Source organism: Legionella beliardensis, assembly GCF_900452395.1.
Lineage (GTDB): Bacteria > Pseudomonadota > Gammaproteobacteria > Legionellales > Legionellaceae > Legionella_C > Legionella_C beliardensis.
Genome location: NZ_UGNV01000001.1, coordinates 118,239 through 138,043 on the forward strand (window position 1 = coordinate 118,239; position 19,805 = coordinate 138,043).

The window sequence follows — 19,805 nt, forward strand, 5'->3', positions numbered from 1 at the left end:
TAAATTATTTCCAACACTAATATATAAGACTTTGCTGGAGCAATGCGTGCCAAATTTGAAACCTAAGACATTTTATTTACAGGAGGCTTGCTCGCCTACGGATTACAATTTAAGTGTTCATTTAAAAGAAATAGGATGGAAAAAAAGTTATTGGCGGGGTTGGTCTCATTTTAGTATTGATAATTTAAAATTTAATGAACAAGCCGGCCTGTGTCTTGAGTATAAGCATTTATTAGCTTGTTTAGTGCAACAGCAATGCCCGGGTGCGATGCCGCTTACTTATTGCATAAATGATGACAATTGGCCGCTAGTACTTAATCAACTTACCCAGCAATTTTACTTAAAAAATAACCAGTTAAGCAATGAGCTTGCTGGTTTAATTTGGATCTTAAAGCCTGCGTTATTAAATAATGGGCAGGATATTAAACTGTTTAAACGATTAAGTGATTTAGAGCAGCATTTTTTAAGTGCCAATCGCTTAGGCGGTGAGCATGTATTACAGTATTATATTCCTAACCCTCATTTACTGCGTGACCAACGTAAATACAGTATCCGTCAATTTGTTGTTTTAACTAATTATGTAGGCGCTTATCTTTATCATGTTGGTTATTTTAATGTAGCCCGGCAGCCATTTAGTTTAACTATCTCTGATTTAAGGCCTCATTTAACGAACGAACACTTACATGGCCAAGAGCCTAACGTGATTCAAATTCCAACCGATCAATTTAATTTTTTTAAAAGCCTATATCCTGCTATTAAAATTATTTTAGAGGAGGTATTAGTTGGATTAAAAAAAGCTTATCCCGAGGCATTTAAAATTCAGAAAAAAGCTACTCTTGCTTTATTTGGCTTCGATTTTATGGTTGACAGTCAAAATAAGGTTTGGCTACTGGAAGCCAATCATGGCCCTTGTTTCCCTACAACCGACGATCATCCTCTGCAAAATTACTTATATAAACCCTTTTGGCAAGCTTTAATTAGTAACTTTGTTATACCCATAGCTAACCAAGATTTAGCCAAGCTGCCAGATAACAAGTTATTTGCTAGCTTATTGCTGTAAAATTTAGAGAAAGCTGTCAATATTGCTAAATTCAAAGCTAATTAGCCCATTATTTTGCTCAAATGCACTCACATTGGTACGTTATTTGCTAAACTGTTTATAAGAAGTATAAAAGGAGCTAGTCATGGAGAAATTGATCCTGCATCCTACTGAAACAAGCCAATGGCATGCTTTAGTGAATGAAGCGCAAGCCTCAACTCGGCTGATTCTTAATGAAAACACGGAAAGTTACTTAGTCTTTTTACTGATGCGCTTTTCCCAAGGTCCTAAATTAATTGAATCAGTAATTGCATTAGATTTTTTAGAATCTATGCAAACTAGGGGCCGCCGGCAAGTGGATTTATTGCGCGATGTTGGTGATAAAAGCTTGCTTTTTTGTGGTTTATTTCCTGGCATTGCAGAGCGACGTAAACTTAGCTTAAAGTATTTTTTTAATATGGGGCAGACTGCTTATTTATGTGTTGGTGAATTACAGACAACAGAAACAGCGGAATTATTTTTTCAATTAAGCGCCCAGTTTTCTACATTGCAGCAAATATTACAAGCCATGCGCGGCAAATATCTTCAATTTAGCCAAGTTGATCCTGGCATTATTTCAGCAACGAAGCTAACGATGCAGTAGAATTAAGGCAAGACTATGTTATTTCTTGTGAAATAACATAGTAATATCAATGGGGTCAAAGGCATAATGCTGGTTACAAAAATCGCAAGTCACCTCAACGTGGCCTTTTTCTGCAAGTAATTCTTTAATGTCTTTCTCACCTAAAATGGTTAAGACTTGTTTCATTTTTTCAGGCGTACAACGACATTGAAACGAAACTGGCTCACTATCAAAAACTCTCAAATCCGTTTCATGATACAGTCGATATAGTAGGGTTTCGTTATCTAAATTGAGCAACTCATTTTCGCTAATTGTTTCCCCTATGTGAACTGCGTATTCCCAAAATTGCTCGCGCTGCTGCGTATCCTGACCAGGCATTAATTGCAGTAACATGCCGGCAACTTTTGTATCATCACCAGCCAGCCAGATTCGGCTTGGTATTTGCTCAGATTGGGCATAATAGTGCATGAGATTCTCAGCCATCGAGGTGCTTTGAATGGGTAAAACGCTTTGATAGGATTGGGTATGGCTATGTGGGCTTATCGTAAGCACCATTTTCCCTTCTAAAAAAGCACCAGCGTACTCTTCAGTGGTTAAATCCGGTTGAAATTTTGCAAAAGCACGTAAATGACGCTGGTGATCGCATTGAACCAATAACAAAGGTAAGCGTTTATCACCTTGAAATTGTAAGCTTAGTTCGCCCTTAAATTTGACACTACCCATCATTAGTAGACAAGACACTAAGGCTTCCCCTAATAGGTTTTTTACCATAGGCGGATAAGCGCGCTGGTTAATAATTGTTATATAAGTTTGATCTAAATGGGCAATTTCACCACGAATACTAGCGTGTTCAAACATAAAGCGTTGCAAGGTATCCAATTTTATTCCCCATTGAAGTGACTTCATTAAAATACTTATTCTAACACATGCATTATTTAATGCTGAATGTGTATAATTTATTATTTTTTTAACGGGTATGAATCATTTAAGGTAGGTGTATGGAAAAAATGAATGCTTAACCCTCATCAAATGGCCGCTGTCAAATACATTGAAGGCCCACTCTTGGTAATCGCTGGTGCTGGTAGTGGTAAAACACGGGTAATCACGCAAAAAATTGCCTACTTAATTGAGGAATGCGGTTACAGTGCCTCATCCATTTATGCCATTACTTTTACGAATAAAGCGGCTGAGGAAATGCGCAGTCGAATTGCCACAACAATCGGCTCACCTAAGCGGCGTGGATTAACCATAGCGACTTTTCATACTCTAGGTTTGCAAATCATTAAAAAACATTTACAGCATTGTAATTTACGGCCAGGCTTTTCCATTTTTGACAGTGAAGATAGCCAACAATTAATAAAAAACTATTTGCCCATTGGTAAAGCAAACGACAGAGATTATCTCAAGCAATTGCAACAACAAATCTCACGCTGGAAAAATAATTTACTAAATCCAGAAGATTGTTTTAAAGAACCTAAGAATAATCCTATTTTTGATGAGGCGTTAGCTGTTTATAGCCAATATCAGGAGTCACTAATCGCTTACAATGCGGTTGATTTTGATGATTTAATAAAAATTCCTGTATACCTATTAAGTCATCATCCGCGAATCCTTGATTATTGGCAAAATAAAATTCGCCACTTACTCATTGATGAATATCAAGACTCTAACACCAGCCAGTATTTATTGATTAAGTACTTAGCAGGCATACGTGCACGTTTTACTGTGGTTGGAGATGATGATCAATCTATTTATGCTTGGCGTGGCGCGAGACCTGAGAATCTGGCCCAATTGCAGCAAGATTATCCGCAGTTAAAAGTCATTAAATTAGAGCAAAATTATCGCTCAACAAGTCGTATCTTGCAGGTAGCTAATACCTTAATTGCTAATAATCAGCACTTGTTTGAAAAAAAATTGTGGAGTCAATTAGGCCAGGGTGATCTACTTAAGGTTTTATATTGTAAAGATGAGCAAGACGAGGCTGAACAAGTGGTGACGGATATCATCAGCCATAAATTGCGTTTCGGCAAAAAATATGGTGATTACGCCATTTTATATCGCGGTAATCATCAATCGCGTGTTTTTGAAAAGGTTTTGCGGCATCACAGTATTGCTTATAAAATTAGTGGCGGTCAATCCTGGTTTGCTCGCGCGGAAGTAAAGGATATTTTTGCTTATCTGCGCTTGTTATGTAATGAAGCAGATGATGCTGGCTTTCTAAGAGCAGTGAACACACCGAAACGTGGGATTGGTGATGCGAGCCTCGGTGCATTAGGCAAATATGCTCAATCGCGACAGCAAAGCCTATTTCAATGTGCTGATAATTTAGCGTTAACAGAATTCATCACTGACAAACCCCGTTTAGCCTTAGAGTCATTTAAACGCTGGCTCTTAGATATAAAACAACGCTTAGTCAGTCATTCACCTATGGATGTATTACGTGAGATGGTCGATGAAAGTGGTTATGAGGCCCATATTTATGAGCAATGTAATGCCCCGGCTAAAGCGCAAAAGTGCATGGAAAATGTCTGGGAATTGCTTGATTGGGTAGGGCGTTTATTAGATAAAAACCCTGAACAAACGTTAAGTGACGTCATTAATAAATTAATTTTAATCGACATTTTGGAGCAATCTGGCGAAGCGGATGGCGATAGCGTGCAATTAATGACCTTGCATGCCTCAAAGGGGTTAGAATTTCCTTTTGTCTATTTAGTGGGTATGGAAGAAGAATTATTACCCCATCGGGTGAGCATTGATGATGATCAGATTGAAGAAGAGCGGCGCTTGGCTTACGTAGGCATTACACGTGCTCAAAAAGGGCTTTGTTTAACATTAGCCAAACAACGTCGTCGTGGTGGCGAGTTACAAGAATGTCAACCTAGCCGCTTTTTAGATGAGTTACCGCAAGATAGTTTAGAATGGTATGGAAAAGGGGAGCGTAATGAAGAGCGCTCTAAAGCGTTGGCTAAATCGCATTTAGCTAGCTTAAAAAGCTTACTGACCTAATTTAAAATTTAAACGGGATTTCAGATAGGGCTGCGCTTTAGAGTCCATTCGTTTAACGACATAAAAGCTATTTTCTAGCTTTTATGTCGAAATCAAATGGCTGCTTGATTTTTTCTTGGCTCGCCTTAAGCAGCTGGAGCGGCTGGTGAGTCAATTCTATCAGCAAGTTTTTCTAAAAACTCTGAGGTTTCGGTTCTAGCTGATGTATCAAAGAAACGATGCTGGGTAAAAGTAGGGTTACTAGCCGCAATTTTAACACGCTGTGCTAACCTAAAGTCAGGACCAGCTGTTTTTAATTCAGCTTGTAAATCATTTAGCCCTGTTTCTTTCTCTTGAGCAATGTCTGTATTGATTAAGACCTTTCTCAAGTGGGTATTTTTGAAACGCTCGATGTGATAATTTGCCTGCTCAACTTGCCAATCTTGCGATACTTGTGGCTCTTCGTTGGTTAATTCAACAGTCTCAATTAGTTTTTGGCCGGTTTGTTTATGCCAAGCGTCGGTAAAGCTTAGAGCTCTACGCGAGCTTTCTGCGTTTTTACGACTGCTGTTTCCATGGCTTGCTGCATAATCCCAGAGTGTTGCAAGTAGATAGAGAGGCGCAAAAATAGCTTTAAGTGCTTTCGTTGGTAAGTCAGCTTCATGGCTGTGCCCTTCCTCATGTTGCAGCTGCTCTTTTAGTAGTTCTTTAGTATGTTCATAGTTATCATCATGGCTGTGTTTATGGTGATGATGGTCATGTCCTTGCTCAAAGAAATAGTGTGCGTCTTCAAAGCCTTCACTAATAATACCTAAAATGGCAGAAGCTATCTCAGGAATACCAGGCACTCTATCTGAAGTTACACCAATACTAATTAAATGGCCTAAGAATAGGACAATTCTTAACGGAGTAATGGTTAATTTAAGAAGAATTCTTGCAGGGTTAAGAATTTGTAGCCAATTCTCACGCTCTCTTAATTTCTCAAAGCTTTCTTGAATAGAATGGGCTGCTTTCTTAAAAATATTGCCTTTAGTACGAGTTAAGTTATCAATCATTTCTAATGATTCACTCGTATTTTGTAGATTGAAAATGAGTGCTGAAACCCCGGTAATTATCGGGTTAATTATGCCCATAACAAAGGCTGGAATTTTACTCATCCAGTTAAATAATGGACGGGCATTTTTAGCGACTGTCCACCAAGTGCCTGCGGTGCAAAGTGTCAATGCCACAGCAAGTCCTAGCAAAGCAACAGCCGTAATAACTAGAAAAACGTTACGAACGATATGCTTAGACGCATTTTCTTTGGTAAAATTATCGCGAAGCTTAGTATACCATTTACGTAATGTATCATTATTAATCATATCCGTTACAGCATTGTAAGTAAGAAATGCGTAAGCAGCGCCGGCAACAATGGCCATAGGGACAATGGCAAAGGGTAGGGTGGCTGCAGGAATAGTTGCTAAAAGAGGAATAGTAGCAAACCCCTCAACAAGCAGGTAAGTTGTACCAAATCCCATAAAAAGACCCGACAATACACTAAATAATTTTACACCATTAAAAACATGAGCGCGTGTCGCTAATTTTGCGATTGCATCTTGTTGCTTATGGCTGGCAAGCCATTGCTGTAAAGCTGCCTGATATTGGCTATAAGAAGAATTATCGTCTACATCAGTTGGCTTTTTATATAATTGCAGCGTAAACCATTTGCGCATATCCTTCATTGTTTTTTCAATTTTTCCTTTACGCGCTAAACTCTCTTTATCTAAATTTTTATGATTAAATTTATTTAATAAATTTAATTGAATTTCATAGTCTTTAAAAAATTGTGGGCAATCTTCATCCGCTGTGTTAGGAAAATTATGAAGTAAATAATCGTCTGCGATATAACGCTCTAAATAATCGCTTTTAAACAATTTTTTAAAGGCACCTTTTATATTTTGTAAATAAATTTCACCTTCATAAGCGACCGATAGACCAAAGGAGGCAAATGCTAGAGGCAATAAAGGCATTAAAGCATACATACCACCGAAACTTAAAAAGCCTAAAATTAGACTTGCTCCTACCGTTAAAAGCGTTAGAAGTAGATAATATGGAATCTTTTTTGTTTTCATTGTTCACCAAATGGACAGTTGCGGGAGTGTAACTTTATAACAAATGAAAATGATTATCAATAGTATTTATGGAAAAGTAAGTGCTACCCTTATAGAGCAAAATAAAACGAGTTAAAATTTGTTATTTTTGATTAAATAAAGAAATTTTTGATTAACATATGTATATAAAAACCCTTCTTATTAGAATAACTTAAAAATAAATTTCTATCTTTTTAAGCATGATGTACCATCAAAAAGAATTTTTTTACTACCTAAAGGAGAGAAAATGCGTTTTTATCCAAGGATGACCCTGCTTACAGCAGGATTTTTATTGGCTACTAGCCCCGTCATGGCAGAAACAGACGTTAAGATGGAGCAATTACAAGTTCCTCAATGTTTAGCTGCCCATTTATCCTCAGATTATGCAGTAATAGCTGAGAATAAAAGTTTTAAAATAATAGACGTGCCCACAGAAAAATTAGAGCAAATTATTCATGTTGCTGATGAGGTAAATTGTGGACGTTTTATTAACGTCACTCATCTTATAGATAATACTAATCTATCAGTCCGCCAAAAATTAGCACAGCAATTACTTGTTAAACCCAGTAAAAAGCTTGCCTCAACAGATGACACTGCTTATCCGATTGAGCACCAGGCAGAAGTTTTAGCAGCAATCCAGCAGGTTAAAGTTACCAATATTATGGCGACTTTAAACCGTTTAACGACTTACGAAAATCGTTCCGCTACTAAAACGACTGGAGTTGAAGCAGCTAATTGGTTAAAAAGCTCTTTTGATACCATAGTTGCAAGAAAAAAACGTACTGATACCACGAGTTTTTTTGTTAAAACGGGTAACAATTACAAGCAACCATCTTTGGTAACCGTCCTTGGCAAGGATATTAAGGCACCTGCTATTGTGATTGGGGCGCATATGGATACGTTAGATGGTAGGATGCCTGGCGCTGGCGATGATGCGAGTGGCTCATCTAGCCTCATGGAAGTTGCTCGTATTTTAATTGAGTCATCGTATGAATTTAAGAACCCTATCTATTTCGTGTGGTATGCTGCTGAGGAGCGCGGATTAGTTGGTTCACAATACGTAGTGAAGCACTTTTTAGATAAATCTATTCCGGTTAAAGCAGTCATGCAGTTGGATATGACAGGTTTCCGTAATAATCGTACTGACCCAACCATGTGGGTTTTTAGAGATTACACTGACCGTCCCTTAACTGATTTTGTGGTTGACTTAATTAAGACCTATATTGCAGTTCCTGTCGGTGAGTCTCGCTGTGGTTATGGTTGTAGTGATCATGCGTCTTGGACTAAAGCAGGTTTTGCTGCTACGTTTCCTTGCGAAACAAGTTTTGAGCGTCACAATCCTTACATCCATACCTCTAAGGACACAGTCGATCGCTTAACGCCAGAGCATATGGTTAATTTTAGTAAATTAGGGTTAGCTTTTGCACTTGAATTAGCACTTGATTAATTAGAAGAGCTTGCGAAGTCATTCTCGTGTGAGAATGACTTCTTTATTTTTACTCTGCAAAACTTATTTTTGCTTATCTGCTGTGTCTAATACTGATAACACATGAGCTTTTACTGTTTCCCAATCAACAATACCCCTATCATCAGCATAAATAATGGGATCAATACAATTTAATTTTATAAATGCCGCAATGCGCTGTATGGAAGAGGCTGATTTGTAGTCTGAAATACCATCAGTATTCGGTTTATAAGATGTAATAGTCCGTTTATAAATTTCCTTAAAGTCTAAATTTAATTGCTTACACGCTTTAATACCGTCTTGTAAAATACCCCCTTTATCGGCATTTAAATAAGGCATGTAGGGGGCCACTTTTTCAGCGTGCCAATTACCCAATTGGAATGCTTGATAGTCAGCATCAATAAATTCAGGGCGACAATCTGGATAAACAGCATGATCGCCTGCATGGATACCTAGTGCTACATGTACGGTCGTGTTGTTTTCTATTGCGCAAGAAAGGGCTGCTGCCTGTAGGATAGATATAAAGATTTTATTGCGATTTGGCACCACGGTAGCTGCCATATTTTCACCACTATAGAGGCCTTCAGGTACCGTATTTCCACCTTCAACAAGGGCTGAAAATAATAAATTGCTTAAGCCATTTAGATGAATAATATGATGCTTAATAGCAAAGCCTTTCAAATTTAAATATTGTATTAAGTCTTGGGCTCGTTCGATTTCAATATTATGTTTTTGGCCATATAAAAATGAGATTGCTGTAACTTGATAACCCCTTGCTAATAAATGTAGTAATAAAGTCGTTGAATCTAATCCGCCACTGAGTGATAAATAAGCAAATTTAGTTGAGTCTTGCACCATATTTCCTATTTAATTAAATTAAAATATGAAGTTAAAATAAATAAAATTAGCATGCTAAAAAAAGCTTATTTTAGCGTGCTGAATGTTAAATTAAAAGGCATTGAGACTTTAATGTTATCACGATTTGCAATTTGTATTTGTTCTTTTTAAAATAAAAATTAAAAAAAAATTAATGACTTTCCAGTTGATTTATAGTAAAAAATAGAAAGCCTTTGTAGGCATTGTTCAAATTTTAAAAATATGAATATATTTGAATCATTTTGTTAATAACTATGAAAGAGGAATGTAATGGCTCTCATATCGAAAGCACGCTTTAATCAGAAAGAAAAAGTAAAAGTAGAATTAAGCAGCGAAGTTTTAAGGAAAATTGAAGCTTATTGTCAGTGGTCACAAATTGATGATATTAGCTTTTTTATTGAAGAGGCAGCTTGTTATGTTTTTGCAAAAGATAAAGAATGGAAAGCATATCAAAAACAAGCAAAAAAAACTGAAAATACTGAACGATAATTACTTATTTTAATCATGTCATACTCATGTTTAAGGCTTTAAATTAAAGCCTTAAAAACAGTAGCTTATATCTGCTATTAATCTTAATTTTAGTTGCTTCAAAGGTCTTATTTTTGGACTTAACATGGTATGACTTTAAAGTTTAAGGTTTCTTATGAAAAAATTTATTATTTTAATGTGTTTATTCCCTTTAGCTTCTTTTGCAACAACTACTAAAGAAAATACAACGCTAGCAGCTTATCAAGAATTATGCGCTAAAGAGCATGATCCTATAAAAAGGCAAAATTATTGCGTCTTATTTGAAAAAAATGGTCAAGTCCATCCAGCGTCTAATATTTTCAGAAAAGACACAGCAATAGTTTAAATCTAGTTATCATTTTATTGCTTAATTATCACTGAGTATTAACTTGTTAGGCTCATACTCCATATAATTGTAAGGGCTGAATACAGTTGAAAATCATCATAGAGCAATTTTTCGCGATCATTTGTTAATGGCGTAATAATTTTTGAATTATTTTTTTCATTTTCTAAATGCTTGCTTAAATTGATTTCATTAAAGCTTAATATTTTTTTATTTTCAGCAGCTTTAGCAATAGAAATTTCCTCAACTTGGATATCAGGAGCAATCCCTGTAGCCTGAATTGATGTACCAGCTGGCGTATAATAAAGCGCTGTTGTTAGCTTAATGGCGTGTTTCTCATCCAAGGGTAATACCGTTTGTACTGAGCCCTTACCAAAACTTTTTGTCCCAACAATAACGGCTCGCTTATGATCTTTTAAAGCACCCGCTACAATTTCGGAAGCCGAAGCAGAGCCATTATTAATAAGTACAATTAAAGGCGCATTATTTAGGATGTCTCCTGGGGTTGCCAATGCTGTAAATTTACTCTCAGGCAACCTACCTTCGGTATAAACGATGGTACTTTTATCGCCTTTTTTATTATCGATAAATGCATCGGCAACTTCTATGGCGCTATCTAATAAACCACCAGGATTATTACGTAAATCAAGTATTAAACCTTTTAATTTACCTTGCGTTTGCTCTTTTAATTTATTAATGGCACTGCGCATATCGCTACCGGTCATCTCTTGAAATTGAGATAGGCGAATGTAACCAAACTGTTGATCAAGTAACTTACTCTGCACACTTTTTATCTGTATATTTTGGCGCATCATTGAAAAAGTAAGTGGTTTATTTACGCCCTTACGGAGAATAACTAAGCTAACAGGGGTTCCTGCTTCACCACGCATCAAATTTACCGCCTCAGTTAAGCTTAAGCCTTGAGTTGGTTTTGATCCTAATTTAACAATGTAATCACCCGCTTTAATGCCAGCCTTATAAGCAGGTGTGTCAATGAGGGGTGTTACAACTTTTAGCAAGCCTTGCTCTTGAGTAATTTCGATACCAATACCCGCAAAATTGCCACTTGTACTCATTTTTAATTCGTTAAATTCATTTTCATCTAAATAGGCAGAATGCGGATCAAGGCCGCTTAGCATGCCGCGAATTGCATTATCAAATAAATCAACGTCTTTCACAGACTTTACATAATTTTGTTTTATTTGATAAAGTGCCTGGGAAAAACGTTGTACCTCTTCTTCGGCAATTTGCAAAGAATCGTTCTTAGCGGCAAATAATGGTAGGGAAAAAAGAATCTGAATCAGTAAAACCTGCTGAATACGGCTACAAAACCGTCTCTTCAACATAGCTTCTCCTTATTTAATCCATTTTTCAAAAAATAATGTCCATAGAGAAGTGATTGAATGCAATATAGATGCCAGGACTTAAAAGGGTCAATATTGTGGTAGAGTAGACAGCTATTCTATTTTGAAGAGCTTTCTAGAAAAGATATTTAGCGCAAAAATATTTGAGAGTTTTTAAATAGTTGAACTATTTTTTAATGGTGAACCGCTTTAGTTAATAGTTTCTTAAGAAAATTTCTTTACAATAAAAAGCCTATACTTAGTAATTCTTTTTTTAGAATTAAATTTAATAAATTATCTCAAAAATATACCTAAAATAATTAAAAATTAAGTTTTGTGATAGTCATAAACTAAATGAGACTTAAATGCAAAATAAAATTGAAACGTGTGGGAATGGTGGAAGTAAAGTTAAAATTGAAATGTGTTATAGCTTTTCTCATGAAAATAAGGCGCTTTTTATCGCTTGTTCGCATACACCTACTGGTGTAAGAAGTATCGTTACTAATGCTCGAGCTAAGGGAGGTTTATTTTCTAATCGTGAGCTAAACTATAATGATCATGAAGGATTAAAAAACTGGCTAGAGGCTCACTTAATACATATAACAAATCGCCCTGAATACGAACAAGTAGAATTTATTTTAGTTGCTGCAGATGTTAACTTAGCAAGCTCAGGTAAAAGAGATTTACCATTATTTTTAAGAGATAATTCTATTAAAAACTGTTTAACGCAAGGTGATAATGTAGTTATTAAAAAAATACTTTTTTCTACATCTGCGGATGTTATAGAGTTAGCTAACCAAGAATACGGTACAGAAGGTATTACTTACATTTTGACTGATGGCGTACGTAAGGCTATAGAAAAAACTATAACTGATATGGCTGGTATTAGCCCTTCTAGTGATCCGCGCCTTTTTAGAAGAAATAGCGATGCTATTACAGCTCCCTCAGCGGAAGCTGCTAGTGAAGATTCGCCTACTTTAAATTATAAAGATTTATCTTAAATATCTCAAATTTTAAATGGTTTATTAGAAAATTAAAAGAGGTATGAAACGTAATTAAAATATGATTAGAATCATACCTCTTAAATTAGAAGAATTTGAACCTAATGCTGCTAAATTTAGATAATTTTCCAGAAAAATTACCTAATAATATTTCTTATTACTTAGAAATATTAACATATTCACGAGCTTTAGATATTAACATGCGCCCTTAGCCTAATTGAAATTCTAGATAACAACAAAAAATCATACCACCTGAAAGCTGAGGTATTTCAACTTAGTGAATTTAATTCAATTGTTAATATAAATACCTATTTTCCTAATCTAGGCATGTCGCTTAAGCACTATGATACAGGGTTAATTTTTTACAACCAATTAATTTTAAAATAAATTTAATTTAAAACAATAAGATTTCTTAATTTATTAAATGTACCAGGAGTTAAATATGCCTAAAAATCAAAATAATTACCCCAGTGAGATCATTTATTTTGGGCAAAAAATTGTTAGCTATATTTCACTCAAATCTAATTATAAAATCGAAAGAAAAGCAATGCGTTTTTTTGGTCGCTCGTGATTCAACCGATCCTGATATTAAATACCTTAACAGCAAGGACACTCAGAATTATTTGGTAGATATTAAAGAAAATAATTTTAGTCTTAAAGGCGCCGTGCTGCACGGAGAGTATCTTTTTGTCTTAACTTGTGAAAATCCACCAAAATTACTCTGTGATAAGCCTACCCATCATTCTTATCTGGCTAATGGTAAGAAAGTTTTAGCAGCAGGTACATTAATTTTTGATAGAGGAGCTCTACTTAAGTTAACAAATAACAGTGGCCATTATCAGCCAACAGACAGTGAAATGTTGCCAGCGATTAAAGCATTGTATATGGCTAGTGGGAAAATGCTAGAAATCTATGAAAGCTTCTCTTCTTCGCCACCCAGAGCTTATTTAGTTAAGGAGCTTATTAATTCTGCAAATTTTGCTGAAGCGATATTTCAAAGTGGTACAAGCGAAACTGATCCTGACGAACAAAGGTATGGCAGGGAATTAAAAAAAGACCTTGTAGAATTTTATGCCAATATAGTGAGCTATCCACTCTTTTTTCAATCTAAACCAGCAAGCCAGAATCATTCATAGGCTATGAAACACTAAGCTCTCTTATAGGGTAGTTTTAGTTGTGTGAGGGTAAACTAAAGAAATGAATTAGCCATGCGTCCTAAAACAAACAAAAAGTCAGTTAGATACATTAAATGATAGTTAAGGCAGCAGCTTAAGGTCATTTCGTGTGAGTGGAAATGGTGTTTTAACTATAACAAAATTAGGTCTCAGTAAGATTATTGCAAAGATATAAGGTTTGTTTCCATAGTATGCCTACTGTGTTTTATAATTGTTATATTACTTCATGGGAATTAGAAAGCGATGAAACGTAATTGGGATATGATTAGAGCCATCCTTCTTAAGGTCGAAGAACTTGAGCCTAATGCGCTGCTAAATTTAGATAATTTTCCCGAAAAATTGCATAATGATGTTTCTTATCACTTAGAAATATTACAAGAAGCTGGCATATTGGCTGGAAAAATTCACAAAACGCCGGGCGGTTCTCCACACGGATTTCATTTAATTCGGCTTACATGGCTTGGCCATGACCTATTAGAATCTATCCGCTCTGAAGCTAAATGGACAGAAATAAAAGAGTATATTGAGGCTAAACAGCTGGGGATAAATTTAGAAAATATTATGTTTATTGCCCAGCTGCTTACTAAAAAATCATTATCTTAAAAACCATTCTTTAGACCCTCTGCTCTTTATCGAGTGTCTTCTTCTTAGGTGCCCACATAATTCCTGCACGACTTCACAGTCGTTCGCTCGACTGCTGTTGTAGCTTATGGGCACTATCTGCATTGAGTCAAGCTCTAACACCAGATGGCCTTTCTTCCATTGATTTGACTTATGGCATAAAGCCGATTGCCCGTGATTTCTCTGATGATAACCACTGGTTGAATAAACGTTCACGTCGGTGCTATCAGAGGCTAACGCCATGCCAGAAGTTGTCCTCTTTTTACTAAATACTTGTTATCATCTTGCCAGTTGCGAATTTTTTTCTTGAGTGCCGCCATAAAATTTCCTTGGTCGGGGTTTTTCGGCTACTTTAAACTCATTTTTTAAATTCGCAACGCCTTTTTTCTTCTAATTTGCCCTTCTACGTAACAATGCCATGCGGAGATGACAATAAGAAGAAATAATGTTTAGCTTTCTAAAAATTGCTGCAGAGATTTTGTAAGACGCATGACCAGTTCATCAATTTCTTGTTCATTAATAATCAAGGGTGGTAATAAGCGAATAACATTCTCAGCGGTAACATTAAATACAATACCATGCTCAAGGCCAATCATTCTGGCATTAGCTGCAGGCCTATCAAGCTCAATACCAAGCATTAAACCCCGTCCTCGAATTGCACAGACACTCTCACCTAGTTTTTGCATGAGCTTTTCTTTAATGAGGTTGCCATGGTGTTTAGCTTGCTTACATAAATTGTCACGCTCAATAACTTCTAAGACAGTAAGTGCCGTAGCACAAGCGAGCGGGTTACCGCCAAATGTTGACCCATGATTACCAGGTTTAAACAGATTGCATGCATTTCCCCGCATGAGGCACACACTGATAGGCATGCCATTTCCTAAACCCTTAGCCGTCGTTAATATGTCAGGTTGAATGGAAGTATGCATATAAGCAAATAATTCACCTGTACGACCATTGCCTGTTTGTATTTCATCTAAAATAAGTAACCAGTCATGTTGGTTACACAATTCCCTCACTGCGCGCAAATAAGAATCGTCGGCGACATAGATTCCTCCTTCACCTTGAATCGGCTCAAGCATAATAGCGACGACATCATCCCGATTTTGAGCAATTGTTTTTAATGCTTCGATGTCATTAAAAGGGGCTCGAATAAAACCTGGAACTAAGGGTTCAAAGCCTGCTTGAACTTTGCGACTGCCTGACGCAGTTAAGGTCGCCATCGTACGGCCATGAAATGCTTTGTCCATCACGATAATAGAAGGTGTTTCTATGCCTTTCTTATGACCGTAAAGGCGAGTCAATTTAATTGCTGCCTCATTCGCTTCAGCACCAGAATTAGCAAAAAAAGCTTGCTCCATATTGGTAAGCGACGTCAGTTTCTCGGCAAGTAATTGTTGCTCTTTAATCTGAAAGATGTTGGATGTATGTAGTAGCTTAGCTGCTTGTTGTTGAATAGTGCGAGTAACATCGGGATGAGCATGGCCTAACCCACACACTGCAATGCCGCTTAAACCATCCAAATAGGCTTTTCCTTGTTCATCATACAGCCAAACACCTTCACCATGTGTGAAGGTAATTGGAAGCGGACTATAACTCGTAATTAATGTCATTACATTTCCTTTATTTAAAAGGCCGCTATTTTATTTTTAAGTAGAATTAAACGGCACATCAGTTTAATAGTTTAACGAAGATTACTTGCTACAAAGTCCCAATTTACCAGTGACCAGAAGGCATTGACATAATCAGGTCGTGCATTACGGTAATCAATATAATAAGCATGTTCCCAGACATCGCAAGTTAGCAATGCTTTTTTGCCTTTTGCCATAGGGGTATCTGCATTACTTGTACTAATAATTTGTAGCTCGCCAGCATCATCTTGCGCAAGCCATGCCCAGCCAGAGCCAAATGTAGTAATGGCAGCTTGGGTAAATTTTTCTTTAAAAGCATCAAAAGAACCAAACGCTTTAACGATTGCATCTGCCAGTTGGTCCTTAGGTTCACCACCACCATTTGGGCTTAAGCAATGCCAATAAAAAGTATGATTCCACGTCTGTGCTGCGTTATTAAAAATACCACCTGTTGACTGCTTAATTATTTCTTCTAAGCTTAAATCAGCAAATTCTGTATCTGCAATTAACTTATTTAAGTTAGTTACATAAGCATTATGATGCTTACCATAGTGGTATTCTAACGTTTCTCGGGAAATATGAGGTGCAAGAGCATCCATTGCATAAGGCAAAGGAGGAAGGGTAAACGCCATAAAAATCTCCATTGAAGGTTAAAGTATTAAGTTTAGCAGGATGTTTAACATATTCAATGCAGATGTTTTCTTTGCCAGGTTAAATTCAATCATTAATGAGCTAAACTTAATATATGCGACTTATATACCTATTTAACTTAAAGGGACTTGTGGCTTCACAACTTGATTTTTGTGTCTATTTAACTTAAAAAAGCCTTATTAATTTCCAACGAGTTGGCTTGCCTTAGCTGGCAATCTTTAGTTGCGAATTGTTCGCATTTTCGCCATAATTATAACCATTTAATGATAGAGGTAATCTCAATGGCAGTGGATACAACAGAAACACTTAATAAAATTAAACAGCAAATTGCTGAAAATGCAATATTACTTTACATGAAAGGCACACCTAAAATGCCTCAGTGTGGGTTTTCTGCTCGCGCAGTTCAATGTATTGATGCGTGTGGTGTAGACTTTGCCTATGTTGACATACTTGCTAATCCAGAAATCAGACAAACTTTACCTCAATACGCAGACTGGCCTACTTTTCCCCAATTATATGTTAAAGGAAAATTAATTGGTGGCTCTGATATTATTACTGAGCTTTATCAGCAAGGTGAATTAGAACTGCTATTACGTGAAGCAGTTGCTCTTTGAGAGACTATTTAATTTTATTAAACTTCACATGCAGAACGAAAGTTAGAACTGTAGATAAAGGTTATTGACTAAATTTGAGTTAATTATACCTTCTTTAAGTAGCAAAGCGCTAAGAGCGCTTAACCAAGGAGATTGAGATGACCGTATTGGTTGGCCGAAAAGCCCCTGATTTTACTGTGCCTGCCGTATTAGAAAATGGCGAGATAACTGATAAATTTAATTTGCACAATGCGCTGCAGAATAAATATGGTCTTATTTTCTTTTACCCATTAGATTTTACGTTCGTTTGTCCCTCAGAATTAATTGCACTGAATCGTCGTATGGATGAATTGAAGAAACGCAATGTTGAGGTAGTAGCGGTTTCTATTGACTCGCAATTTACTCATAATGCCTATCGCAATACCGAAGTTAGCAAAGGTGGTATTGGCCATGTAAGTTTTACCTTGGCAGCAGATATTACGCATAGCATTTGCCAATCTTATGGTGTTGAGCATCCTGTGGCAGGTGTGGCGTTTCGTGGTGCTTTCGTCATCGATAACAAGGGTATTGTGCGGTCACAAATTGTTAATGATTTGCCAATTGGCCGAAATATTGATGAGTTAATCCGAATTATTGATGCCGTGCAATTTTTTGAAGAAAATGGTGAAGTTTGCCCGGCTGGTTGGGAAAAAGGAAAAGCAGGCATGAAAGCGTCACCTACGGGTGTTGCTGAATATTTAGCTGCTTATTCTGAAGAGTTGTAATTAGCGCTATAGCGCCAGCCTGAAGAGACTGCTTGACTGCGGTCTCTTCAGAAATAGCTTATAGATTAGCGCTCTTTTCCTGGTTTAAACTTTTTTGCTCCCAACGATTTAACATCACACAAAATAAATCAGCAGTTTTCTCTGCATCATAAATAGCTGAGTGCGCTTCGCGTTTATCGAAAGAAATACCTGCTGCTTCTACTGCTTTTGCTAATACAGTTTGCCCATACATTAAGCCTGCGAGTGTTGCTGTATCAAAGCAGGTAAATGCATGAAAGGGGGATTTTAGTTGATTGCGTTTTATGGCCTCTTTTAGAAAAAGTAAATCAAACCAAGCATTATGGCCGACTAAAACGGCGCGTTGGCACCGGCTTTTTTTTAACGCTTGTTCAATAGGCACAAATAATTTTTTTAATGCTTCTTTTTCACTAATGGCAAAACGCAAAGGTTGAAATGGATCAACTTGAATAAAGGCTAATGATTTTTCATCTAGTTCTGCTCCCTCAAAAGGAATAATATGCTCAAAATAGGTTGCTTCCCGATAGAATAATCCTTCATTATTTTTGTTAATTAAAACAATACACATTTCAAGAAGCGCATTTTTTGTAGGCTCAATGCCCGCTGTTTCAATATCGACAACAACGGGTAGAAAACCTCTAAAACGCTCTTTTAAAGAAGGGTCATTCTTATTCTTCATGCAATACGCTCCAAGGTAAGCTGCTACCAGCTGCAATAGGCACAACATATTCATTACCTAAGGGAAGTAATTCTGGCACGTGTTGCATTTGTTTAATAAGAGTAATTTCTTTTTGATTAACAGGCATATGATAGAAATTGGCACCGAAATGACTCATAAAATGATTAAGTCGATTGAGCTGATTAAGTTCATCAAAAAGTTGTGTATAAAGCGCTAAGGCATAGGGTGCTGAGTAAATACCGGCACAGCCACATGCGTTTTCTTTCGTTTGTTGGCTGTGAGGTGCGCTATCTGTGCCGGCGAAAAATTTAGGGTTGCCGCTTACGGCTGCTTGTTGTAATGCATGTTGATCTTTTTCATGCTTTAGGATGGGTAAACAATAATAATGTGGCTTAATGCCGCCTGCTAATAATTGATTGCGATTATATAAAAGATGATGAGGTGTTATTGTTGCTGCAACATAGTCTGACGTGCTTTTAATAAAATCAACGGCCGCTTGGGTAGAAATATGCTCAAGAACAATACGTAGTTTAGGAAAGTTACTAATGATAGGTTGCAATTGTTCAGTAATAAACACACTTTCCCGATCGAAAATGTCACCATGTGTTACTTCTCCATGGATTTGCAAAACAAGGTCCTGTTGCTGCATGATATCCAGCAATGGGTAAAGGTTTTTTAATGAACGTGCGCCTTGCTCTGAATTAGTGGTAGCCCCTGCCGGATAGAGCTTAGCGCCCATAATAAAAGGATAAGCTTTACTGCTAATAAGATCGTCAGGTGTCACTTGCTCGTTTAAATAAAAAGTCAGCAATGGATTAAAAGAAGACGTCTTAGGTAAGTTTGATAAAATTTGCTCTCTATAAGTTAATAAGCTAGAAAGCGTCATTAAGGCAGGCTTAAGATTAGGCATAATTAAGGCCCGCTCAAAGTCTCTTGCTGTAGCCACGACTGTATGTTTTAAAGCATCACCATCTCGTAAATGAACATGCCAATCATCAGGGCGAGTAATAATCATTTGCAACATAAAATCCTAAAATGAAGTTACTAAATTTGTTAAGCTTATATCAAAAATTTAAATTTTCCTGAAAGATTTTGTCTTTAAAGCTATGAGAGGAAAAATTTCTATTTACTAATAGCCATTAATATTTTATAAATCTTAATTAAGTATAAAAATATATTTTAATAAAAAGTTCAACAACTTGTATTTTAATTAAATTAAAATAAATGTTATCCTGTAAAATACGCAGCACTTATATGGGGTCTCTATTAGATTTAAAGATAAGTTCGATATAAAAATATTTTTAATCGCACTTACGTTAAATAAGTTTTTTATTGTCATTATTATTTGGGTATTTAAGGATTA

At 36.4% G+C, this 19,805-nt stretch carries 19 protein-coding genes; 11 read left to right on the top strand and 8 right to left on the bottom strand.

Annotated features, from left to right (window positions below):
• Positions 1-46 precede the first annotated feature (46 nt).
• Positions 47-1,060, top strand: coding sequence for an ATP-grasp domain-containing protein (locus tag DYE47_RS00515; RefSeq protein ID WP_160149813.1), 1,014 nt, complete (start codon positions 47-49; stop codon positions 1,058-1,060).
• A 124-nt stretch (positions 1,061-1,184) separates the two neighbouring features.
• A complete protein-coding gene (locus tag DYE47_RS00520) occupies positions 1,185-1,682 on the top strand; it encodes a hypothetical protein (protein WP_115301399.1) in 498 nt (165 codons plus the stop codon).
• A gap of 18 nt (positions 1,683-1,700) precedes the next feature.
• On the opposite strand, the gene hslO is transcribed toward DYE47_RS00520, so the two are convergent.
• Positions 1,701-2,567 (bottom strand): Hsp33 family molecular chaperone HslO, encoded by an 867-nt coding sequence (hslO, locus tag DYE47_RS00525; protein ID WP_115301400.1) that lies wholly within the window; start codon positions 2,565-2,567, stop codon positions 1,701-1,703.
• A 105-nt stretch (positions 2,568-2,672) separates the two neighbouring features.
• Here hslO and DYE47_RS00530 point away from each other — a divergent pair, with 105 nt between their 5' ends.
• Positions 2,673-4,667, top strand: coding sequence for a UvrD-helicase domain-containing protein (locus DYE47_RS00530; RefSeq protein WP_115301401.1), 1,995 nt, complete (start codon positions 2,673-2,675; stop codon positions 4,665-4,667).
• 125 nt (positions 4,668-4,792) lie between these two features.
• Here the strand turns inward: DYE47_RS00530 and DYE47_RS00535 are convergent, their stop codons facing one another.
• A complete protein-coding gene (locus tag DYE47_RS00535; RefSeq protein ID WP_115301402.1) occupies positions 4,793-6,757 on the bottom strand; it encodes a hypothetical protein in 1,965 nt (654 codons plus the stop codon).
• 265 nt (positions 6,758-7,022) lie between these two features.
• Here DYE47_RS00535 and lapA point away from each other — a divergent pair, with 265 nt between their 5' ends.
• The gene (gene lapA, locus DYE47_RS00540) at positions 7,023-8,222 is read left to right on the top strand and encodes an aminopeptidase LapA (protein ID WP_115301403.1); all 1,200 of its coding nucleotides are present in this window, start codon (positions 7,023-7,025) and stop codon (positions 8,220-8,222) included.
• A 63-nt stretch (positions 8,223-8,285) separates the two neighbouring features.
• Here the strand turns inward: lapA and DYE47_RS00545 are convergent, their stop codons facing one another.
• A complete protein-coding gene (locus DYE47_RS00545; protein ID WP_115301404.1) occupies positions 8,286-9,098 on the bottom strand; it encodes a 7-cyano-7-deazaguanine synthase in 813 nt (270 codons plus the stop codon).
• Positions 9,099-9,386: 288 nt separating this feature from the next.
• Between DYE47_RS00545 and DYE47_RS00550 the strand changes: the two genes are divergently transcribed.
• Complete coding sequence (locus DYE47_RS00550; RefSeq protein WP_115301405.1) at positions 9,387-9,605, top strand: hypothetical protein; 219 nt, start codon at positions 9,387-9,389, stop codon at positions 9,603-9,605.
• 154 nt (positions 9,606-9,759) lie between these two features.
• Positions 9,760-9,969, top strand: coding sequence for a hypothetical protein (locus DYE47_RS00555; RefSeq protein ID WP_115301406.1), 210 nt, complete (start codon positions 9,760-9,762; stop codon positions 9,967-9,969).
• 38 nt (positions 9,970-10,007) lie between these two features.
• Here DYE47_RS00555 and DYE47_RS00560 read toward each other — a convergent pair whose 3' ends face one another.
• Complete coding sequence (locus DYE47_RS00560; RefSeq protein WP_115301407.1) at positions 10,008-11,312, bottom strand: S41 family peptidase; 1,305 nt, start codon at positions 11,310-11,312, stop codon at positions 10,008-10,010.
• A gap of 362 nt (positions 11,313-11,674) precedes the next feature.
• Between DYE47_RS00560 and DYE47_RS00565 the strand changes: the two genes are divergently transcribed.
• From DYE47_RS00565 to DYE47_RS00575, 3 genes are all read left to right on the top strand, one after another.
• Positions 11,675-12,310 (top strand): hypothetical protein, encoded by a 636-nt coding sequence (locus tag DYE47_RS00565; protein WP_115301408.1) that lies wholly within the window; start codon positions 11,675-11,677, stop codon positions 12,308-12,310.
• A gap of 557 nt (positions 12,311-12,867) precedes the next feature.
• Positions 12,868-13,446: a hypothetical protein gene (locus DYE47_RS00570; RefSeq protein WP_131750081.1), complete on the top strand. Its 579-nt coding sequence runs from the start codon at positions 12,868-12,870 to the stop codon at positions 13,444-13,446.
• A gap of 282 nt (positions 13,447-13,728) precedes the next feature.
• Positions 13,729-14,088, top strand: coding sequence for a DUF2513 domain-containing protein (locus tag DYE47_RS00575; protein WP_115301410.1), 360 nt, complete (start codon positions 13,729-13,731; stop codon positions 14,086-14,088).
• A gap of 467 nt (positions 14,089-14,555) precedes the next feature.
• On the opposite strand, the gene DYE47_RS00580 is transcribed toward DYE47_RS00575, so the two are convergent.
• Together DYE47_RS00580 and DYE47_RS00585 are read right to left on the bottom strand one after the other, a co-directional pair.
• Positions 14,556-15,719, bottom strand: a complete 1,164-nt coding sequence (locus DYE47_RS00580) for an aspartate aminotransferase family protein (RefSeq protein WP_115301411.1) — start codon at positions 15,717-15,719, stop codon at positions 14,556-14,558.
• 71 nt (positions 15,720-15,790) lie between these two features.
• Positions 15,791-16,369: a superoxide dismutase gene (locus DYE47_RS00585; RefSeq protein ID WP_115301412.1), complete on the bottom strand. Its 579-nt coding sequence runs from the start codon at positions 16,367-16,369 to the stop codon at positions 15,791-15,793.
• 300 nt (positions 16,370-16,669) lie between these two features.
• On the opposite strand from DYE47_RS00585, the gene grxD reads away from it, so the two are divergent.
• Together grxD and DYE47_RS00595 are read left to right on the top strand one after the other, a co-directional pair.
• Positions 16,670-17,002, top strand: coding sequence for a Grx4 family monothiol glutaredoxin (gene grxD / locus DYE47_RS00590; protein WP_115301413.1), 333 nt, complete (start codon positions 16,670-16,672; stop codon positions 17,000-17,002).
• Positions 17,003-17,139: 137 nt separating this feature from the next.
• Positions 17,140-17,745: a peroxiredoxin gene (locus DYE47_RS00595; RefSeq protein ID WP_115301414.1), complete on the top strand. Its 606-nt coding sequence runs from the start codon at positions 17,140-17,142 to the stop codon at positions 17,743-17,745.
• Positions 17,746-17,803: 58 nt separating this feature from the next.
• Here the strand turns inward: DYE47_RS00595 and rnt are convergent, their stop codons facing one another.
• Together rnt and pyrC are read right to left on the bottom strand one after the other, a co-directional pair.
• A complete protein-coding gene (gene rnt / locus DYE47_RS00600; RefSeq protein ID WP_115301415.1) occupies positions 17,804-18,442 on the bottom strand; it encodes a ribonuclease T in 639 nt (212 codons plus the stop codon).
• Positions 18,432-19,466: a dihydroorotase gene (gene pyrC, locus DYE47_RS00605; RefSeq protein ID WP_115301416.1), complete on the bottom strand. Its 1,035-nt coding sequence runs from the start codon at positions 19,464-19,466 to the stop codon at positions 18,432-18,434. The genes rnt and pyrC overlap by 11 nt, the downstream gene beginning before the upstream one ends.
• Positions 19,467-19,805 lie beyond the last annotated feature (339 nt).